Source organism: Mucilaginibacter sp. FW306-07-L (genome assembly GCF_058782065.1).
Genome location: NZ_JBYSXI010000003.1, coordinates 558,649 through 576,662, shown reverse-complemented (window position 1 = coordinate 576,662; position 18,014 = coordinate 558,649). Strand labels below are relative to the sequence as shown.

At 44.5% G+C, this 18,014-nt stretch carries 19 protein-coding genes; 6 read left to right on the top strand and 13 right to left on the bottom strand.

Features of this window, described 5'->3' with window-relative positions:
- Positions 1–34 precede the first annotated feature (34 nt).
- On the top strand, positions 35–487 hold the full coding sequence (locus AC3WJC_RS17715; protein ID WP_492400448.1) for a thioredoxin family protein: 453 nt from the start codon (positions 35–37) through the stop codon (positions 485–487).
- Between the two features lie 239 nt (positions 488–726).
- On the opposite strand, the gene AC3WJC_RS17710 is transcribed toward AC3WJC_RS17715, so the two are convergent.
- The 10 genes from AC3WJC_RS17710 to AC3WJC_RS17665 form a co-directional block, all read right to left on the bottom strand.
- Positions 727–1,236 carry a phosphoribosyltransferase family protein gene (locus AC3WJC_RS17710; protein WP_492400447.1) on the bottom strand — a complete coding sequence of 170 codons (510 nt, stop codon included), beginning with the start codon at positions 1,234–1,236 and terminating at the stop codon, positions 727–729.
- Positions 1,237–1,277: 41 nt separating this feature from the next.
- On the bottom strand, positions 1,278–1,670 hold the full coding sequence (locus AC3WJC_RS17705) for a hypothetical protein (protein ID WP_492400446.1): 393 nt from the start codon (positions 1,668–1,670) through the stop codon (positions 1,278–1,280).
- A gap of 56 nt (positions 1,671–1,726) precedes the next feature.
- Positions 1,727–3,148, bottom strand: coding sequence for a 23S rRNA (uracil(1939)-C(5))-methyltransferase RlmD (rlmD, locus tag AC3WJC_RS17700; protein WP_492400445.1), 1,422 nt, complete (start codon positions 3,146–3,148; stop codon positions 1,727–1,729).
- Positions 3,149–3,179: 31 nt separating this feature from the next.
- Complete coding sequence (locus AC3WJC_RS17695) at positions 3,180–3,632, bottom strand: hypothetical protein (RefSeq protein WP_492400444.1); 453 nt, start codon at positions 3,630–3,632, stop codon at positions 3,180–3,182.
- 28 nt (positions 3,633–3,660) lie between these two features.
- Positions 3,661–4,080 carry a hypothetical protein gene (locus AC3WJC_RS17690; protein ID WP_492400443.1) on the bottom strand — a complete coding sequence of 140 codons (420 nt, stop codon included), beginning with the start codon at positions 4,078–4,080 and terminating at the stop codon, positions 3,661–3,663.
- 13 nt (positions 4,081–4,093) lie between these two features.
- The gene (locus AC3WJC_RS17685) at positions 4,094–4,828 is read right to left on the bottom strand and encodes a ferritin-like domain-containing protein (RefSeq protein ID WP_492400442.1); all 735 of its coding nucleotides are present in this window, start codon (positions 4,826–4,828) and stop codon (positions 4,094–4,096) included.
- Positions 4,829–4,921: 93 nt separating this feature from the next.
- On the bottom strand, positions 4,922–6,265 hold the full coding sequence (gene creD / locus AC3WJC_RS17680) for a cell envelope integrity protein CreD (protein WP_492400441.1): 1,344 nt from the start codon (positions 6,263–6,265) through the stop codon (positions 4,922–4,924).
- Positions 6,266–6,316: 51 nt separating this feature from the next.
- A complete protein-coding gene (locus AC3WJC_RS17675) occupies positions 6,317–6,628 on the bottom strand; it encodes a winged helix-turn-helix domain-containing protein (RefSeq protein ID WP_194101890.1) in 312 nt (103 codons plus the stop codon).
- Entirely contained in the window at positions 6,618–7,250 is a 633-nt protein-coding gene (locus AC3WJC_RS17670) for a hypothetical protein (RefSeq protein WP_492400440.1), read from the bottom strand. Before AC3WJC_RS17670 ends, AC3WJC_RS17675 begins: the two co-directional genes overlap by 11 nt.
- 99 nt (positions 7,251–7,349) lie before the next feature.
- Positions 7,350–9,548 carry a bifunctional alpha,alpha-trehalose-phosphate synthase (UDP-forming)/trehalose-phosphatase gene (locus AC3WJC_RS17665; protein WP_492400439.1) on the bottom strand — a complete coding sequence of 733 codons (2,199 nt, stop codon included), beginning with the start codon at positions 9,546–9,548 and terminating at the stop codon, positions 7,350–7,352.
- A 114-nt stretch (positions 9,549–9,662) separates the two neighbouring features.
- On the opposite strand from AC3WJC_RS17665, the gene AC3WJC_RS17660 reads away from it, so the two are divergent.
- Positions 9,663–10,766 carry a mechanosensitive ion channel family protein gene (locus AC3WJC_RS17660; protein WP_492400438.1) on the top strand — a complete coding sequence of 368 codons (1,104 nt, stop codon included), beginning with the start codon at positions 9,663–9,665 and terminating at the stop codon, positions 10,764–10,766.
- Here the strand turns inward: AC3WJC_RS17660 and AC3WJC_RS17655 are convergent.
- From AC3WJC_RS17655 to AC3WJC_RS17645, 3 genes are all read right to left on the bottom strand, one after another.
- Complete coding sequence (locus tag AC3WJC_RS17655; protein WP_492400437.1) at positions 10,752–11,240, bottom strand: SRPBCC family protein; 489 nt, start codon at positions 11,238–11,240, stop codon at positions 10,752–10,754. The two genes, AC3WJC_RS17660 and AC3WJC_RS17655, sit on opposite strands and share 15 nt — an antisense overlap.
- A 2-nt stretch (positions 11,241–11,242) precedes the next feature.
- The gene (locus AC3WJC_RS17650) at positions 11,243–13,309 is read right to left on the bottom strand and encodes a TonB-dependent receptor (protein WP_492400436.1); all 2,067 of its coding nucleotides are present in this window, start codon (positions 13,307–13,309) and stop codon (positions 11,243–11,245) included.
- 70 nt (positions 13,310–13,379) lie between these two features.
- Positions 13,380–14,699, bottom strand: coding sequence for a PQQ-dependent sugar dehydrogenase (locus AC3WJC_RS17645; RefSeq protein WP_492400435.1), 1,320 nt, complete (start codon positions 14,697–14,699; stop codon positions 13,380–13,382).
- 194 nt (positions 14,700–14,893) lie between these two features.
- On the opposite strand from AC3WJC_RS17645, the gene AC3WJC_RS17640 reads away from it, so the two are divergent.
- The 4 genes from AC3WJC_RS17640 to AC3WJC_RS17625 are packed head-to-tail and all read left to right on the top strand — an operon-like array spanning position 14,894 to position 18,006.
- Positions 14,894–16,780 carry a gliding motility-associated C-terminal domain-containing protein gene (locus tag AC3WJC_RS17640; protein ID WP_492400434.1) on the top strand — a complete coding sequence of 629 codons (1,887 nt, stop codon included), beginning with the start codon at positions 14,894–14,896 and terminating at the stop codon, positions 16,778–16,780.
- Between the two features lie 35 nt (positions 16,781–16,815).
- On the top strand, positions 16,816–17,151 hold the full coding sequence (locus AC3WJC_RS17635) for a tRNA-binding protein (protein ID WP_492400433.1): 336 nt from the start codon (positions 16,816–16,818) through the stop codon (positions 17,149–17,151).
- A gap of 7 nt (positions 17,152–17,158) precedes the next feature.
- The gene (locus tag AC3WJC_RS17630) at positions 17,159–17,533 is read left to right on the top strand and encodes an SdpI family protein (RefSeq protein ID WP_492400432.1); all 375 of its coding nucleotides are present in this window, start codon (positions 17,159–17,161) and stop codon (positions 17,531–17,533) included.
- Complete coding sequence (locus AC3WJC_RS17625; RefSeq protein WP_492400431.1) at positions 17,533–18,006, top strand: nucleoside deaminase; 474 nt, start codon at positions 17,533–17,535, stop codon at positions 18,004–18,006. The genes AC3WJC_RS17630 and AC3WJC_RS17625 overlap by 1 nt, the downstream gene beginning before the upstream one ends.
- Positions 18,007–18,014: the final 8 nt, after the last annotated feature.

The window sequence follows — 18,014 nt, the reverse complement described above, 5'->3', positions numbered from 1 at the left end:
AATTGCGTAAAGTAATTGTCCTTACTTTTATACCATGATTGCTACCTTAAAATATAAACTGCTGGTTTTGCTGATGCTAAGCACATTTGGCTTAGCCGCCAGCGCGCAAAACAAAAAAGCTGCCGATGATGGGGCAGGTATCAACTTTTTGGAGAACTCGTGGAGTGAAGCGCTTAAACAGGCCGCCAGGCAAAACAAATATATTTTTGTAGATGCTTACGCCGTATGGTGCGGGCCATGTAAAATGCTTAAACGTACCACTTTTAAAAACAAGGAAGTAGCCGACTTTTATAACAAGAACTTTATTAATGTGGCCATGGATATGGAAAAAGGCCAGGGTCCGGAGCTTGGTTCGCAATGGGCACTTGAGGGCTATCCAACGCTTATTATTTTTAATTCAAAAGGCAAAAGGGTGCAGCACACTGTTGGTTTTATACAGGCTGATGATCTGTTGAGGTTTGGGAAGCAAGCTTTAGCCGCCCGGTAAAATAAAAAAAGGCCGATAACACTCTCGCAGTATTTCGGCCTTACATCTACCTATGAAAAACAAACCCTCTGAGAAGGGTATTAATACCTATCCAAAAGAAGTGCCAAGTTCACTATAAGCCTGTTTCACTTATAATTAAACTTTTCTCTGCTGAAATTATTTGTTGCGTGCAATTATCACCACAGGTATGTGGTTTAATTTCCCCGATCGGGATTAAGGGATTATTAACTACGATTGAATTATACTAAATACACCGCGTCGGCCTCATTTGTTTCATTTAACCGCACATCAACATGTTCTTTTATAATGGTTGATAGCGCGATTCCCGAGAAATCGGTAGTTACCGGGAAGCTTTTATGGTTACGGTCAATTAAAATTACACTGCGTATTTTCTTTAAAGGCACATTTAAAAATACACCCAGGCCATAAGCAAGTGTTTTGCCGCTGTTAAGTACGTCGTCAACAATAATCACCACTTTGTCGCGGCACTCTTCTACCTCAAAATCAGTAGTCGCTTTAAGGGTTGAGCTTTGCTTATCAATATTGATGGTTAGCAGGCGGCTTTTAAAAGGGGCTTTATCATCCAAAATGGCCTTAATGCGCTCGGCTATAATATTACCACGTGGCAGTATGCCCGCGATCATGATCTCTTCTTCATCAAAATTATCTTCCAGTAGCTGGTAGGCAATTCTGTCAATTTTTTGCTGTATTTGCTGGCTGTTTAATATCAGCAATTCTTTATTGGGCATGGCAGCAGTGTTTAATTGAATTTTAAGGCTAAGATATACGTTTACTCCTTACCATACGGAAAGAATATAAAATTGGCACCCTCGGGCACAATAGCGAAAACGCACATAAAATCGTGCGGGTTTTTATAGCTGTCAATAAAGCGTTGTTTGAGTTCTTTTTTGATCACGCTTTTTTCAATAAATTCTTCAAGAGTCGACGCGTTGATGGTCCACTCTGAATTTAGTTCGTTACGGTCAAGTATCACCTCGCCCAGTTTAACATCATGCTGATGGGCGATAAATATAGGGTAAGCCGACAGGCCTTCAACCATTATTTCAACCGCTATTTCGCGTATGGATTCACTAAAGAATTTCAGGTCTACCTCAAGGCTTACCAGCGGACTTTGCTTTTTCTGCTCCTTGCCATCCTCGTTCAACAGGTCTTCAGGGTTCATATATTTGGGGAATTCTAAAATCTAAATACTAATTTCTAATCACTGACTACCAATCTCTAATCCCTCAACACCAGTAACACCACATTCTCTACATGCTGGGTATGCGGGAACATGTCGACAGGCTGAATTTTCGCCAGGTTGTACTTTTCTTTCAGCACTACCAGGTCGCGGGCTTGGGTGGCGGCATTGCAGCTTACATAAACAATTTTGGGGGCTTCAATCTCCATCAGGCGGGCTACCACGTCCGGGTGCATACCCGCGCGCGGCGGATCGGTTATAATAACTTCCGGCTTGCCATGCTCGGCCACAAACTCGGCAGATAGCACATTCTTCATATCGCCGGCGTAAAATTTGGTGTTGCTGATGTTGTTGATCTGTGAGTTGATCTTAGCATCCTCAATGGCCGATGGTACATACTCAACACCAACCACCTCGCGCACATGGCCCGCCACAAAATTGGCAATGGTTCCTGCGCCGGTATACAAGTCATACACCAGTTCGTCGCCTTTAAATCCGGCAAAATCACGGGTTATTTCGTATAGCTTTAACGCCTGTATGGAGTTGGTTTGGTAGAATGATTTAGGCCCGATACGGAATTTGATCACCCCGTTTGGCGATGGCATCTCCTCGTAAATATATTCAGGGCCTTTAAAGGCAACTACATCCTGGTCAAAAATGGTGTCGTTTTTTTTATGGTTAAGGATGTAGAGCAACGAGGTGATCTGCGGAAACTCAGCCTCAATAAAACCCATCAATTTTTGCACTTCCTCATCGGTAGCGTAAGCAAAAACTACCACCACCATTACCTCTCCGGTTGATGAGGTGCGTACGATCAGGTTGCGCAGCGCGCCGGTATGCTGTTTCAGGTCGTAAAAGCTGTAGCCGTGCTGTTTCACAAAATCGCGGATGCTGTTACGTAAGGCATTTGATGGCTCGGCCTGCAGGTAGCAATGGTCTACATCCAGTATCTTATCAAAGCGGCCGGGGATGTGAAAACCCAGCGCGTTCATATCCAGTTGCTCGTCTTCCCAGTTTTCGCCATCGTACAGCCAGCGTTTGTTCGAGAAGGTGAATTCCAGTTTGTTACGGTAATATTTATCGGCCGGTGAAGCCACAATGGGCATAATACCGCTTGCATCCAGCTTAGCTAAACGACTAATGGCATCGGCTACTGATTTTTGTTTGAAGGTTAGCTGGGCATCATAAGTCATGTGTTGCCATTTGCAACCGCCGCAGGTGCCAAAGTGCTCGCAAAAAGCCTGAACGCGATGTTCAGATGCTTTTTTTAGCTCCGTAATACGGCCCTCGCCAAAGTTTTTTTTGCTTTTAAAAACGGTTACGTCGGCCACATCGCCGGGGATGGCCTTATCCACAAACAACACAAAATCATCGGCTTTGCCAACGCCCTTGCCTTCTTCGGCAATATCAATTATAGCTACGTTCTCAAAGAACTTACTTTTTTTTGGACCTCTGCTCATCAGCCTGCAAAGTTAAGCCAATTATTTAAAATCAGAATAATTCAGACGTTGGCAACTCTTCTTTTGCTATGGTTTGTAACGGCAGCTTAAAATACCATATCGCGGCAATTATTACTGAGCCATAATAAAATGGAATGGAGATCATATCTTTTTCCAAGCTCATTCCGAAAGGGCCACCCCAATAAAAAGGAAGTAATGTCAATATAATTCCGATAATACTTAATAGTGTTTTAATCTTTATGGTATTCCATTTAGTTGCTACTAACATTTTTAAACTATACCACAATATAACAAAGCTTGGCACCGACAAAACACAACCATATATCACAAATAGTAACGTAATTTCCAGTGCTCCTTTTAAGTAAGATTCTTTTACATCAGGCCCGTTCAGATCGATTAAAATGAAAGGTAATATCATTATAAAAGGTGACAGAGCAAACCCAGCAGTCCAAACTTTTAAAGCATAAAGAAATGGTAATCGCATACATTATAAAGGTATTTATTTTAGTTAGTTAGTAATGTCTAATTCTTTGTTCTTTATAAGATTGCTTCAAATGAAAAAGCCATATCGCAGTTGTGATCACCGCTGCATATATAAAAATGATATTTATAAAGGAGTTGTCGTCAAGTATAGAATTATGAGGATCGAACATGTAAAAGGGCAAGCGGACTAATACTATACCCGCTATAGTAAGCCATGATTTTAAGGCATTCGGCCTTAAACGGATTGATGAAAGCAGGCTGGTGCTGATAATTAAAATAAAAAAGCTCGGTATTGACCATAACAGCCCAACGACAGCGCCTATTAAGTAAATGAACATAAAATCAGAAGCTCCTTCTGAAGGGAAGAGGTTAAACAGCAAAATAAATACAGGCGTTAACAGGGCACCGGTAAGCCATATTTTAACAGCATATTTTAAAGTAGGATTCATGACGTTTAAGGAGTTAAGCGAATTGTACAAATCCTGATGAATGGGTAATACTCTTGATGTTTTTAGCGTATTTATATCGCATCTTTTTAGAATAAGCCCTGAAGCCGATGCCACCCGCGTTAAATAATTTTCGGTGCGCCGCCCAAACCGTTAGGGTGGTGGCGTAGTAAAATATTTTATAGGCTACACCACGCCATGCTTTTGAAAATGCGGATTTATTGGCAAATATCATATCCAGCCGCTCGGTTTGAAAGGTGATGTGGTACGCTTCGTCAATCAGTATATCGGTGCAGATCTCTTTTAGCAGCGGGCAGTTGGTGGCATTTTTTAATGCCTGGTAAAATAACTGCGCGGTACTTTCAACGGTGATAACGGCCAGCGTCCACATCTCCATGCTGGTATTAAGGTGCCTCACGTAGCGGAATAGTGAATCGCCCCAGTTTTGCTTGATGCGGGGCAAATCGAGTGCATCCAGGTATTTGCCCAGGTTGTTGCCATGCTTTTGCTCTTCCTTGATAAATAGTTGGATAGCCTGTAAGTAAGCCGCATCATTCGTTTTATTAGCATAGCGTGTTGCCGCGGCTATAAGTTGTTTGCCTTCGGATGTTTCGCCCAACTGCCAGGCCTGTAGCGATGGTAGTATACGATCTATTTCTTCCAGACTTATTAAGGGCAGTTGTTCCCAGTTAATACGGAACTGTGTAGCGTTTGCCCTGAAATGCGCAACCCAATAATTACTTGTGTGCATGTTTATTATGTTTTTGTAAGATGAATGATGCTGTTTGTAAAGCCCGGCGGCCATTGCCGCCGGGCGGGGTGATAAGGTTAGGTTGAAATATGCTTACTGGTTATCCCAGTTTATTTTGCGGGAGAAGTACATGAGTATGGCAATGATGACGAACAGAGTAACGCTACCTACCAGCAGTGCCAGGTCTTCTAACTGGATAATCACGAAAACAAACAAGTAGAATACACTGAGGATAAAGGTGAGCAAAGCTGCTATCTTCCTGTTTTTTAACAGTGATGCCATGAACCACGAGATAAGCCCCACGGTAGCAACAGCAGCTATAGCATACGAGATATTAAAGCCAACCTGCTCGGCAAAGGATAGCAACAGTATGTAAAATACCACCATGGCCGCACCCACCAGCAAATAGTTAAACGTGTGTATAGGTGTACGGGTAATAATTTCAGTAAGAAACAGCGCGACAAACGTTAACAGGATGATAAGGATGGCGTACTTGCTGCTGCGCATGGTTTTTTGATAATCATCCACCGGGATAGTCATTTTTACACCGAATGACGACTCACTTACCTTTTGTTTGTTGCCAAACACATTATCAACATTTACCCATTGCTGCGGAAAGGTTTGCCCCAGGTTTAGGGTGTGCCATTTAGCGATAAATCCGCTGGTATCAACCTTACGGCTATCGGCGGCCACCGAACCATCAAATAAAGGCGAAGCCCAGTTGCCTGATATTTGTGCCGTGGTTGCCTTGCCTAACGGTAAAAAACGAAGTTCATTGCTGCCCTTTATTTGCAGGTTGTAATTAAACTTTCCGCTCTTTTCTAACAACCCGCTGGCGTTAAAGGCCGCCTGCATGGTGTTTTCAAAAAGGGTGTCGTTAAAAGCAGGGCGGGTAATTATCTTTTGTCCGCTGATGTTGATTTCGGGCAGGCTTTTTAGCCCTTTGGTATCGCTGATGCCAAATATCAGGTAAGCGCGTTCGGGTAATAGCTGCGCCGGTGATATTTGCATGCCCGTGAGGTCAATCTTACCAAAATCACCGTTCACATTTACATCGGCATTATATACGGCAGCATAAAATATGCCCTTGTGCAGCTTTTGCGATTTGGCATCCGCCTTATAGTTCAGGTGCTCAGGCAGTATGTACAGCTTGCCGATGGTTTCGCGCACGTTTACTTGCTTAGATGTATCGGTGTATTTTTCGTAAGATCGATAAGGTATGACCAGTACCGGGCCATTAATGAGTTGGCTGCCCGACCATTGATCGGATATTTCATTTAGTACCGTTTGATTTCTTTCCTGCCGTTCATAAATCAAATTTTGAATAAATACAGATGGGATAAGCAGCGCCAGCGTAAGCCCACCTATGATGACGGCCTTGATGGTGCTCGTAAATTTTTGCCACATCGGCGTAGTTTGTTGGTTTTCTGAGTTCATGATTTTATATTTAAAAGTACTTTTATTTTCAAAGTAAATACATAAAAAAATTTATATCCCCTTTTGCAGCCTGATCAATTGTTCGAGCGCGTTTAAATGTTGTTCAAAAGCTTGCTTGCCTTTTTTGGTGGCTTCGTAATTTGTGTTGGGCTTACGGCCAACAAAGGTTTTGTTCACTAAAATATATTCGTCCTTCTCCAGGGCTTTTAAGTGCGATGCCAGGTTACCGTCTGTAATGCCCAGCAGCTCTTTAAGCGAGTTGAAGTCGTAACGTTCGTTAGCCATCAATACGCTCATTATCTGTAGCCTTACGCGGTTCTCAAAAGCCTTGTCAAGTTTCTCGAAAGGATTATTACCCGTCATACTTAAAATACATTATGCTGCCATAAACAATGTGCAGCACGCCAAAACCCACCGCCCAGAATAATAAACCGTAACCAGGCATCAGGGCGGCAATTAAACCTAAAACTATCTCTAATAAGCCCAGGTATTTAACATCGCCAAAAGTATAATTACTTGCGCTAACTAAAGCCAGCCCGTAAAAAATAAGTGTGGCGGGCGCTATGATGCCTAAATAACCGCGTGTAATAAATATTACACATAGTACCCCGCCGGTAACTAAAGGTATAGCCAAATGAACCAGCAGGCTACGGCTGGTTTTACCCCATGCCTGCTGCCCTTTACGTTTGGCCTTACGCTTAGTTAAAATAGCTCCTGTAGCAAGGGATAATATTAAAACAGCGGCTGCAATAAGAACAAGGGTGTATAACACGCCCTGATTGTTATCGATATTGGCGATAACATAATCGCGGGTGTAAAATAAGCCGGTGTCCGTATAAACTATCTGGTAGGCAAAGTATGCTCCTATTAAAGCATATACCCCCGCCATTATACCCGATAGGCCACTTAGCGATATAAATTTGGACGAACGCTCCATCAAGCTCCGTATGGAGGTCAGTTCATCATGTAGTTCCTTTTCTTTCACTGGAAAGTACTTTTATTTTCAAAGTAAATGAATAATTATTTATTCTGCAAATTTTTTTAAAATAATAAAGCCCCGGTTAAGGGGCTCTGTAAAGTATTGTTATTTCTCAGCCGGTATAGCACTTGGCTGTACCAGACTGCGTAGCAAACTTCTTACCTCATGGTGGTTACGCAGGTAAAACCGTGCGGCCGATATATTGCTGCCTACCTTTACGGTAAGTGAATTATCAGGCAAGGCCTTAAATATATCTTCGTCGGTATGGTCATCGCCAAGAGCCATAATAAAATCAAACTCCTTGTTATGCAGCATGGCTGATGTTGCCTTGCCCTTGTTAATTTCCATATTCTTTATCTCCACCACCTTGTTTCCGGGCAGCAGTTGCAGGCCGCGGTCATTAATCAGGTAGCGCAGGTTGTTCATCAGTTCATTGGTGCGCAACTCGCCGAGGCCCTTTTCAACCTTGCGGTAATGCCATACCAGCGAGTAATTCTTTTCCTCGATGAACGCACCGGGTGTACGGTCAACATACATTTCCAGCAGCGGGTATACATCCTGCTTCCACTGGTCGTTAAGGCCGGGTATGCTCTCCCATTCACCTTTCTTTTTCATCCAGGCGCCGTGTTCGGCAATCAGGGTTAATTTGGTGTGGCCAAACCACTCTTCTAAACAGTCATATCCACGGCCGCTTACCAGTACAATGTGGTTGGCAGGATCGGCACTCAGGTCGTCAAGCAGGGCGTAAAGTTCATCATCGGGTTTGGCGGCATTGATGTCTGACTTAAAGCCAACCAGCGTTCCGTCATAATCCAGGAAGATTACCCGGTTTTGTGTTTTGTTATAGATTTTTTTGATGGCCTGCTCGGTAACATCCGTAATATGGCGCGACCGCATGGATTGCTGCATTTGCTTAACCTCTTTAATACTTTCCATAAATATGCGTACCCAATGTTTAATGTTAAACTTTGATACCACCTGGCGCATCAGCTTCATGCGGCGGCGCTGCTCATAAACCGGCATGTTCAACGCCTTAACCATGGCCTTGGCCATTGAGTTGATGTTGCTCGGGTTTACAATAATGGCATCAATCAACTCTTTGGATGCGCCGGCCATTTCGCTTAAAATTAATACGCCTGTTTCCTGTGTGCGGCTGGCAATGTATTCCTTGCTTACCAGGTTCATGCCATCACGCATCGGGGTAACCAGGCAAATATCGGCTGTATGGTATAAGGCCGACAGGGTTTCAATCGGGAAGGCGCGGTAAAAGTAGTTTATCGGGCTCCAGTCAATAGTACGGTGCCGGGCGTTGATGTCGCCTACTTTACGGTCAATATTCTGTTTCAACTCCTTGTATTGGGGTACGCTGTCGCGCGATGGTACTACGATCATGTGCAATACTATCTTCTCCCGGTATTCGGGATGCGTTTCAAGCAATACCTCAAACGCTTGCAAGCGTTGTAGTATGCCTTTGCTATAGTCAAGCCGGTCAATACACAGGATCAGCTTTTTCTCTTTAAAGGTTTCCTTCAGGTGTTCAACTTCCTGCTTTACCTTATCGGTACCGGTAAGCGCGGCATATTTTTCATCATCAATCCCCATCGGGAATGATTCTACAACCACCGGCCGGTCATCAACCGTAATTATGTTTGATGTTGAATTGTAAGGCAGCAACCGGGTAGCGGCATTAATAAAATGACTGGCATCATCAAAGGTATGAAAGCCCACCAGGTCAGCACCCAGCATACCTTCTATCAGTTCGCTGCGCCATGGTATCAGGCGGAACATCTCAAACGAAGGAAACGGTATGTGCAGAAAAAAGCCGATGGAGATATCAGGCATGGCATTACGGATCAGCCCGGGCAATAGCAGCAACTGGTAATCATGTATCCAGATGGTATCACCGGGTTCGGCTACTTCTAACACGGCAGCCATAAATTTTCTGTTTACGGTGCTGTAATAATCCCAATTGCTTTGTTTGTAGTTGGAGTAGGTTGACGCGTAATAGTGAAATATAGGCCAGAGTATCTCGTTAGAGAACCCTTCATAATATCCGGATATTTCATCGGCGGTTAAAAAAACCGGCACCAGGCTAACATCAGCCAGACGCTCTTTTACTTCGTGCTGTTTGCCTTCATCGGCTAATTCAATACCCGGCCATCCCAGCCAAACGTTATCTCCCGAACGGTAAACCGAACCCAGCCCGGTGGCCAGCCCACCCTCACTGGTTACAATATTAAAGCCGCTTTCATCTTCAGAAACCTTTACCGGCAGCCTGTTTGAAACAATGATAGTTTTACTCATAAGTAAAGTGTGTTTTAATATGCGAAACGCATGATCAGCGTTATACGCCGCATTTAAAAATGTAACTAACAAATAACCCGCTGTGCGGTTTATACAATCATTAAAGGAAAAACTATGAAAGAAGTTTTAGAAAATTGGTCTGATAACGTGCCTTCGTGGCTTTGGAATATTTTTATCGCCGTTATATCCATCCTTATTGGCTTGCTGATCAAGTTGATTATAAAGTCGTTACTTAACTTTTATAAAAACCATACCGACTACTCGCTTTTTAAGAGCATAATTACCCACACCGGCCGCCCCATGAACCACTTTGTGCCCCTGCTGGTGTTAAATTTAATGCTGCCGCTGATGGATATGCAGCAGCGTTTTTACCTGCCACTTACCCGCCTTGCGCAAATAGCTCTCATCATTTCCTTCGCGGTACTGCTCATCAGCTCAATTAAGGTTTTTGAGGATTATATGTACCATGTGTACGATCTTAATAAAGAGGACAACTTAAAAGAACGTAAGATACGCACGCAGCTACAGTTTATACGCCGCATTTTGGTAACCTTTATTATCCTGGTAGCCATATCGGTAGTGTTGCTAAGTTTTGATAATGTGCGCAAGATAGGCGCGGGCCTGCTTACAGGTGTAGGTATTGGTGGTATTATAATTGGTTTTGCCGCGCAAAAATCATTAGCTAATTTTTTGGCCGGCTTTCAGATAGCGTTTACCCAACCTATACGGATTGACGATGTGCTGGTAGTAGAAGGTGAATGGGGGCGTGTAGAGGATATTACTTTAACCTATGTAGTGTTAAACATCTGGGATCAGCGCAGGCTGATCCTGCCGATTAACTATTTTATAGAAAAGCCCTTTCAAAACTGGACGCGTACCACATCAGAAATATTGGGTACCGTTTTTCTCTATTTAGATTATAATACACCCATTGATGCCATCAGGACGGAGTTTGACCGTTTGCTTGATGCAACCAAGCTTTGGGACAAACGTGTAAAAGTAATACAGGTAACCGATGCCAAAGAACATACTATTGAGATCCGCGCGTTGATGAGTGCCCGCAATTCATCCCAGGCATTTGACCTGCGTTGCTATATCCGCGAAAACCTGATCACGTTTTTGAGGGATAACTACCCGCAGAGTTTGCCGCTGCAAAGAGTAGTATTTACCCAGGATGAATTGCCCGGTAAAAAAGATCAGCCGTCAATCACCGGATAATACCTGCTGCCACTCACCGCTTTCGGCGGCTTGTTTAATGATGGCGTTGCGCTTGATGAGCAGGTTAGTCATGTAGCGTTTCAATATCAGTTTATTGAATAAACGGCCTACCAAGCCAAAGGGTGTTTCGAATATAAATTCATCCTTCATGGTAGTTTGTCTGCCGGGCTGGCTAAACCAGTGGTTATGCCTGAAACTTTTAAATGCCCCTTTAACCATTTCATCAGTAAAGTGAAGAGGGCGTTCAAAAGCGGTAATTTTTGACGTAAGCGTTTGCCGGATGCCGAAATGCTTAGCCCGCCAGGTAACACTTTCGCCCATGCCGATCAATCCGCTGGTGCGCCCGGCAATAGCCTGCTCGCCGGTATGCCGGGTGGATTGTATGTGCAAATCAATACTGCGTGCCAGGTCAAACACCCTTTCCGCCGGTGCATTAATTACCGTGTGCAATATAATCGTTACCTGCCTTGCCATAATTATAGTGCGACATTGAGGCCCGCGTTATAATTGCGCGGTGGTGCCGGGTTATAGTAACGGTTACCTACGGCGTTCAAATCATTACCCAAACTGTATTTTTGATTAAGCAGGTTATCTGCCGCGGCAAAAACTTCTAAACGGGTTTTACCAATGCGGTGCTGCCACCCCAAACGTGTTTGCAGTAAATGATACTTTGGCGCGTAAACGGTATTGCCATCATTAAGCGGTATACGGTCGGTAAAGTTGTGCTGTACAAATAGCGATAAGGCTTGCGGCAGCAAAACCTGTACATTGCTCACCACTACATTGCGTGGTATGCCGGTTAAATTATTGCCCGAAAAATCGGTATCAACTGTACTGTAACTCCTGAATTTGTATTTGCTGAAAGTATACGAAGTGTTAAACTGAACGCCTTTTACAAAGCCTGTACCTTTACGTAACAGCCAGCTACTAAAATAGAGTTCGGCACCGGGCTGGTTGGTGCCGCCCGCGTTTATGTAATATTCGGTATCATTCTCCAAGCGGCGGGGCACAATGGTGTTTTGCTGGCGGAAATAAAATGCTGAAACATCAAGGTAAGTACTCTCGTCATTATTACGCAGGCGGAAACCGCTTTCATAATTCCAGCCGGTTTGTGCGTTAAGGGTGGTGTTTACTATGTTATTGCTTGGCCTTACTTCCAGGTTAGTGGGCGATGAATAGCCCCGGCTTACTGATGCCCGCCAGCTAAAGTTATTGGTGATCAGATATGATAAGGCCAGCCTTGGCATTAGTTGAGCATCGAAATTACGTTCGCTAAAATCAGCCTCATTAATGGGAGCTATATTTTTAAAGCGGTATTTAAAATAGTTAAGGCTTAGCGCGGCTTCCAAATTAAGCCGGTTAAAAAAGGTAGCGGCATAACGGGTAAATATAAAACGCTGGTTGCTGTTCAGGCGGTCGGTAGCCTGTACATCGCCGCGTGTACCGCCGTTATTATCATAATTGGCAATGGTGGAGTTGGTTTGCTGCCACTCCACACCCAGGTTAAGCTTCCAGTCCAAATTGGTTTTTTTAACGGAGTTAAGTTCAAAATAGGTACGTAAACCATAAGTGCCCTCATTCCTGAATTCGTAATTGGTGATGAACGGGTTGGCGAAATCAACATGGTTGCCAAATACAGTGGCCACATTTTTTATGCGATCATTTATCTGCCAGTTATTCACCAGGCCGCCAAAATACATTTTTTGCCTGATGCCGATTTGCTGCTGCAAAGCACCGGGCAGGGTTGCTGTTGGCTGGCGTGCCGAGCGCGGGTTAGCTTCCAATTGTGCCTGGTTGAGGCCGCCGGGAGTTTGGTAGTTTAAATCCGAGTAAAAGGCAATGGCCTTTATCTCGTTATTCGTGCCATACTTTAACTTATTTGTTGTATTAACAAAATGACGGTACATGTAGCTGTTTTGCCGGTAACCGTCATAACTTTGGTAAGCCTGGTTTACCGATAGGCTATAATTATCCAACTGTTTTTGCAAACCGACGTTTTCAGGGAACAAGCCGTATGAACCGGTATTTATCCCGGCTGAAATTAAATTATCCGGAGTTTGGGGCGATGTGTTTAACAACACTACCCCGCCGGTATTGGCACCAAATAAACTACCATCAGGCCCTTTCTGTATTTCCATACTACGGATGCTGTTAAAATCAAGGGCGTTTAAATAGGTGTTGCCTCCCGCATCGGTAAGCGGTATCTCATCATAATATACCTTAATATTACGTACCCCAAATGGCGAGCGCAGTAAACTACCCCGTACCGAGAGGCGGTAACTGCCCGGCGAACGTTCCTCCGCCCGCACACCCGGAACGGTGTTTAGCGCCGGTACAAATGATACGGAGGGCTGCAACTGTAGTTGCGCCGCGCTTAACACACTTACTGATGCAGGGGTGCTTAATACCGGCTGCTCGGTAAGGCGGCCTTTAACGATTACTTCTTTAAGCGTTCGGGTACTATCACTTATGCGGATATCCTGGGCTTTAGCCAGGCTTAGGGCGCAACTTATATATATTATCAGCAGGAAGGTTTTTTTCACGATGTAAGTTTACAAACAAAAATAGCCCTTTAACTTAATAGAGGGCTATTGGTAATATTTATTACAGATATTATTTAACAGCTACCCGCCATATCGTATTAGCTGAATCATCGCTCACCAGTATCGATCCATCTTTTAAAACAGCTACATCAACCGGTCGGCCATAAACCTCGCCTTTATTAGCATCAGCCATAAAGCCTGTCAAAAAATCCTGCAGTTCGCCGGTTGGTTTGCCATTGGCAAAAGGGGCATACAATACTTTATAGCCCACCAGTTTGGAACTGTTCCACGAGCCGTGCTGCGCGATGAATGCACCGCCCTGGTATTGCTGCGGAAATTTCCTGCCGGTATAAAATGCCAGTCCTAATGATGCGGTGTGCGGCCCCAGAGCCAGGTCGGGCACCAGTGTCTTTTTCACCAGCTCCGGATTTTTTTGCTTAACTGAGGGATCTTCGTGCGGGCCAAAATAAGCGTAAGGCCAGCCATAAAAGCCCCCTTCCTGTACGCCGGTAAGATAATCGGGCACTAGGCCATCGCCCAGTTTATCGCGCTCATTAACTACGGTAAACAGCTTGCCTGTTTTCGGCTCCCAGTCTGTACCTACCGGGTTGCGCAACCCCGCGGCATAAATGCGCTCGCCTGAACCATCCGGATTGATCTCTAAAATGTTCGCACGGCGTATCTCGTTATTTATTCCATGCTCGGCAACATTACTGCCCGAGCCTACTGAGATGAAGATCTTTTTACCATCCTTGCCCGCAATCAGGTTGCGCGTCCAGTGGTTGTTGTAGCCACCGGCAGGCAGGTCAAGTATTTTGGTGCCTTTGGCGGTAATTTCGGTTTGACCGGGCTTATAAGGGTAGCGCCAAAGACCATCGGTATTGGCAACATAAAACCAGTTGCCCAGCACTAATAGACCATAAGGCTGATTCAGTTTGCCTAAAAATATTGTGCGCAGATCATACTTGCCATCGCCATTGGTATCTCTAAACAGGATAACATCGTTAGCACTTTTACCCAGGTTTTGTGATTTATCTTTACCGCTTATAGCTGCTTCGGCTTTCTTTTTAGCACCTTTTGATTCGGTATTAGCCTCAGATACAAAGATATCGCCATTGGGTGCCACATAAATATTGCGTGGGTTGCGCAGGCTGTCGGCAAAACGGCTAACCTCAAAGCCTTCGGGTGCTGTAGGCCTTTTGTCCTTTGGCCAGCCTAAAACCGTGCTGAATTTGGTAGTTGACTCGGTAGCATACGGAGCAGGTAGTTTAACCTGCTGGCTGCTTTTATTGGTAACCGTATCGGCATCGTTAGGATTGGCTTTTTTGCCCCCGCAGCCCGCGGCTAACAGGCTTAACGCTAATAAGTAAGCTGAATAGTTATTTTTCATAAGTAGATGTATTAACAACGGTTATTTAACTACTATGAAAAATATTTGTTTGCCCTGTAAGTGCTATTGTTACGAAAGGAGTAGCATAGTTGGCATATTGCGCATAATACATTACCTTAATCGCCACAAAACCAATATAACTATCTGTTTTAATGCGTCGGCTTGTTCAGGGATTTATGAGTTGCTTGTTGCTTATGCTTTTCATAAGCCATGCATCAGCGCAAACCTGTACCGGCAGCTTTGGTGATCCGGTAGTGTCGGAAAGCTTTGATAATCCGGGTCCGCTACCTGATGAGCAAGTAAAAATTCTTACATATACTACAGGTCCGTGCGCTGAAAACGGGCAATACAAGATTGTAAAATCTTTTCCGAATGATTGCCATACTGATACCTGGCACAATGTTTTTAGTGACCATACCGGCAATGGTGGATATATGATGATGATAAACGCATCCGAGGAAAAAAGTCAGTTTTTTGAAAAACGTGTAAGCGGCCTTTGTGGTAATACAGTTTACAGGTTTTCGATCTACGTGCTTGACCTGATGCGGAAAGAAAACACAAACCCAAATGTTATACACCCGGCGTTGCGCTTTGTTATAGAAGATGCTAACAGAAACGTATTAACCGAAAAAACTGAAAACATAGAACCCACTTACACAGCTGAATTTAAGCCATATAGTATTGATTTTGCAACTACGCTTAATACTGATGAGATAGTATTGAAAATATTTAATGATGCTACAGGCGGCAATGGTAATGACCTGATTATTGATGATATCGCCTTCCGTGCCTGTGGGCCGCAGGTTAACAACACGCTTAATGGCAAGGATGAAGATTTTACACCGGAATGCTCCGGCAGTGGTACACGCATTTTTACGTTTCAAACCACACCGCAATCCGGCTATGAGTACCAGTGGCAAAAATTAGTAAACGGTGATTGGCAGGATATTGCGGGTGCCGATCAAACACAGTACCCGGCGAATATCGATCTTTCTGTAGGGGCCATACATCAATACCGGGTAGCCGCCGCCAAGCCGGGTAATATAGGTTCTGAAAATTGCCGGGTATACTCGCTGCCGCGCAGCATCACTATTTATGCTAAGCCGGTTTTAGCTCCTATTAATAACGTTACTATTTGCCGGGGCGAAGATGTAACCATCAATCTTTCGGGCGGGGCTCGTTACCGGCTACTTGGTCCGGATGGATTTGATGTGCAAACAACCGGTTCGCAATATACTTTTCAAAAGCCAGAGCCGCCAAGCGGGTGGAGTTATACGGCATATGCTATATCGTCCGAGGGTTGCATAAGCGAGCCGCGTACTTTTACCATCACCGTAAAACCACCCTTTACTGCGACTGTTACAGCAGATAAAATTACGGTTTGCCGGGGCGAGGCGGTACAGCTTACTACTGTAACCAATATTGCCGATAATTATACCTACACCTGGTTGCCTGATGCCAGCCTGAGCCAAGCAGATGTTGCCAACCCTGTCGCTACGCCAGATGAAACAACTACTTATACGGTTACGGTAAGTAACGGAGCATGTACGGATGTTAAAACAATTACTATAACCGTTATTGAACCGCCAGCCGTAACCCTTACCCCAAAGCGTGAAATGTATGAAGGTACGGCTATCAAACTCGACCCTGCTTATTCCGGTGCTATTGATACCTACCGATGGTTACCCGAGGAAGGGCTTGATGACCCCACGAAGGATAATCCGCTTGTTTCGGCAACGGAAGATGTAACTTATACGGTAACGGTTACCGGTCCATGTGGTGTTAAAACAGCCAGCGTTTTTGTGCGGGTATATCAAAAAATAAATATCCCCAACACTTTTACGCCAAACGGCGATGGTATTAATGATGTATGGAATATTGAAGATCTGGTTACTTATCCTGCCAGCGAAACGCTGATCTATAACCGTAACGGGCAGCAGGTTTTTCGCAGCGTTGGGTACGCTATCCCCTGGGATGGGCGTTTTAACGGTGCTATATTACCGGCAGGCACCTATTACTACGTTATCGACCTGAAAAACAATACGCCCAAGGTTGCCGGTTATGTTACCCTTTTACGATAGGGCGCATATTCACAGCAAACCCTACCTTTGCGTTTATGGATACCATATCATGGAATGATTTTGAAAAGGTAGAGCTGCGGGCAGGCACCATACTGGAAGCCGTTGATTATCCCGAGGCACGGAAACCGGCCTACAAGGTACGTGTTGATTTTGGCGAATTCGGCATCAAATGGTCGAGCGCGCAAATTACCAAGCATTATACTAAGGAAGCATTGGTGGGCAGGCAGATCATCGGCGTAACCAACTTCCCGAAAAAACAGATCGGTAAATTCATGTCAGAATTTTTGGTGACCGGTTTTGCCGATGAAAATGGCGATATTGTATTGGCCGCGCTTGAAAGGCCGGTGCCTAATGGGCATAAATTAATTTAATATAATCATGAATATAGGGCAATGGCTGATCGGGCCGCAATTGATAGGCACAATCTTTATTATAACAGGCTATATTCAAAAGCGCTTTCCGCCAAAAAAAATTAATGCCCTTTACGGTTACCGTATGCCCAGCGCTACAAAAAACCAGGCAACCTGGGATGAAGGCAACCAGTATTCGGCCCGGTATATGATGCGGCTGGGAATAATGCTTGTAGTTTGCGGTATGATATCCACGGTTATTTTAAGTGTGATAAAAATGGATCAGGAAACCCGTATGATGGCAAGCGCCATGTTGCTTATCCCGTCGGCGATAGCTTCATGCGTAATGCTCATCGTAGCAACCGAAAAACATTTGTCACGTACATTTGATAATAAACCATAATGCGATACATCAACTTTGAAGGCGAATCAACCATTTCGCCGGATGACTTTTTTATGAACGAGGCGCTCAACGAGGCTAAACAGGCATTGGCAGAGGATGAAATACCTATTGGAGCCATAGTGGTGTGCAAAGGCAAGATCATCGGTCGGGGGCATAACCTTACCGAGCGGCTTAACGATGTATCAGCCCATGCCGAGATGCAGGCACTAACCGCCGCCGCCAACTATATGGGCGGTAAATATTTAAAGGAATGTACACTTTACGTTACGCTGGAACCCTGCGTAATGTGTGCAGGCGCATCATACTGGTTCCAGTTAGCTCGCATCGTATTCGGCGCTTACGATCAGCGTATGGGTTTCGGGCGGTTGAATCAAAAAATAACACATCCCAAAACAGAAATACTCGGCGGTATACGTGAAAATGAATGCGCCGAGCTAGTGCGGAATTTTTTTAAGGGGAAGCGGAAGGCCTGAACCGGAAA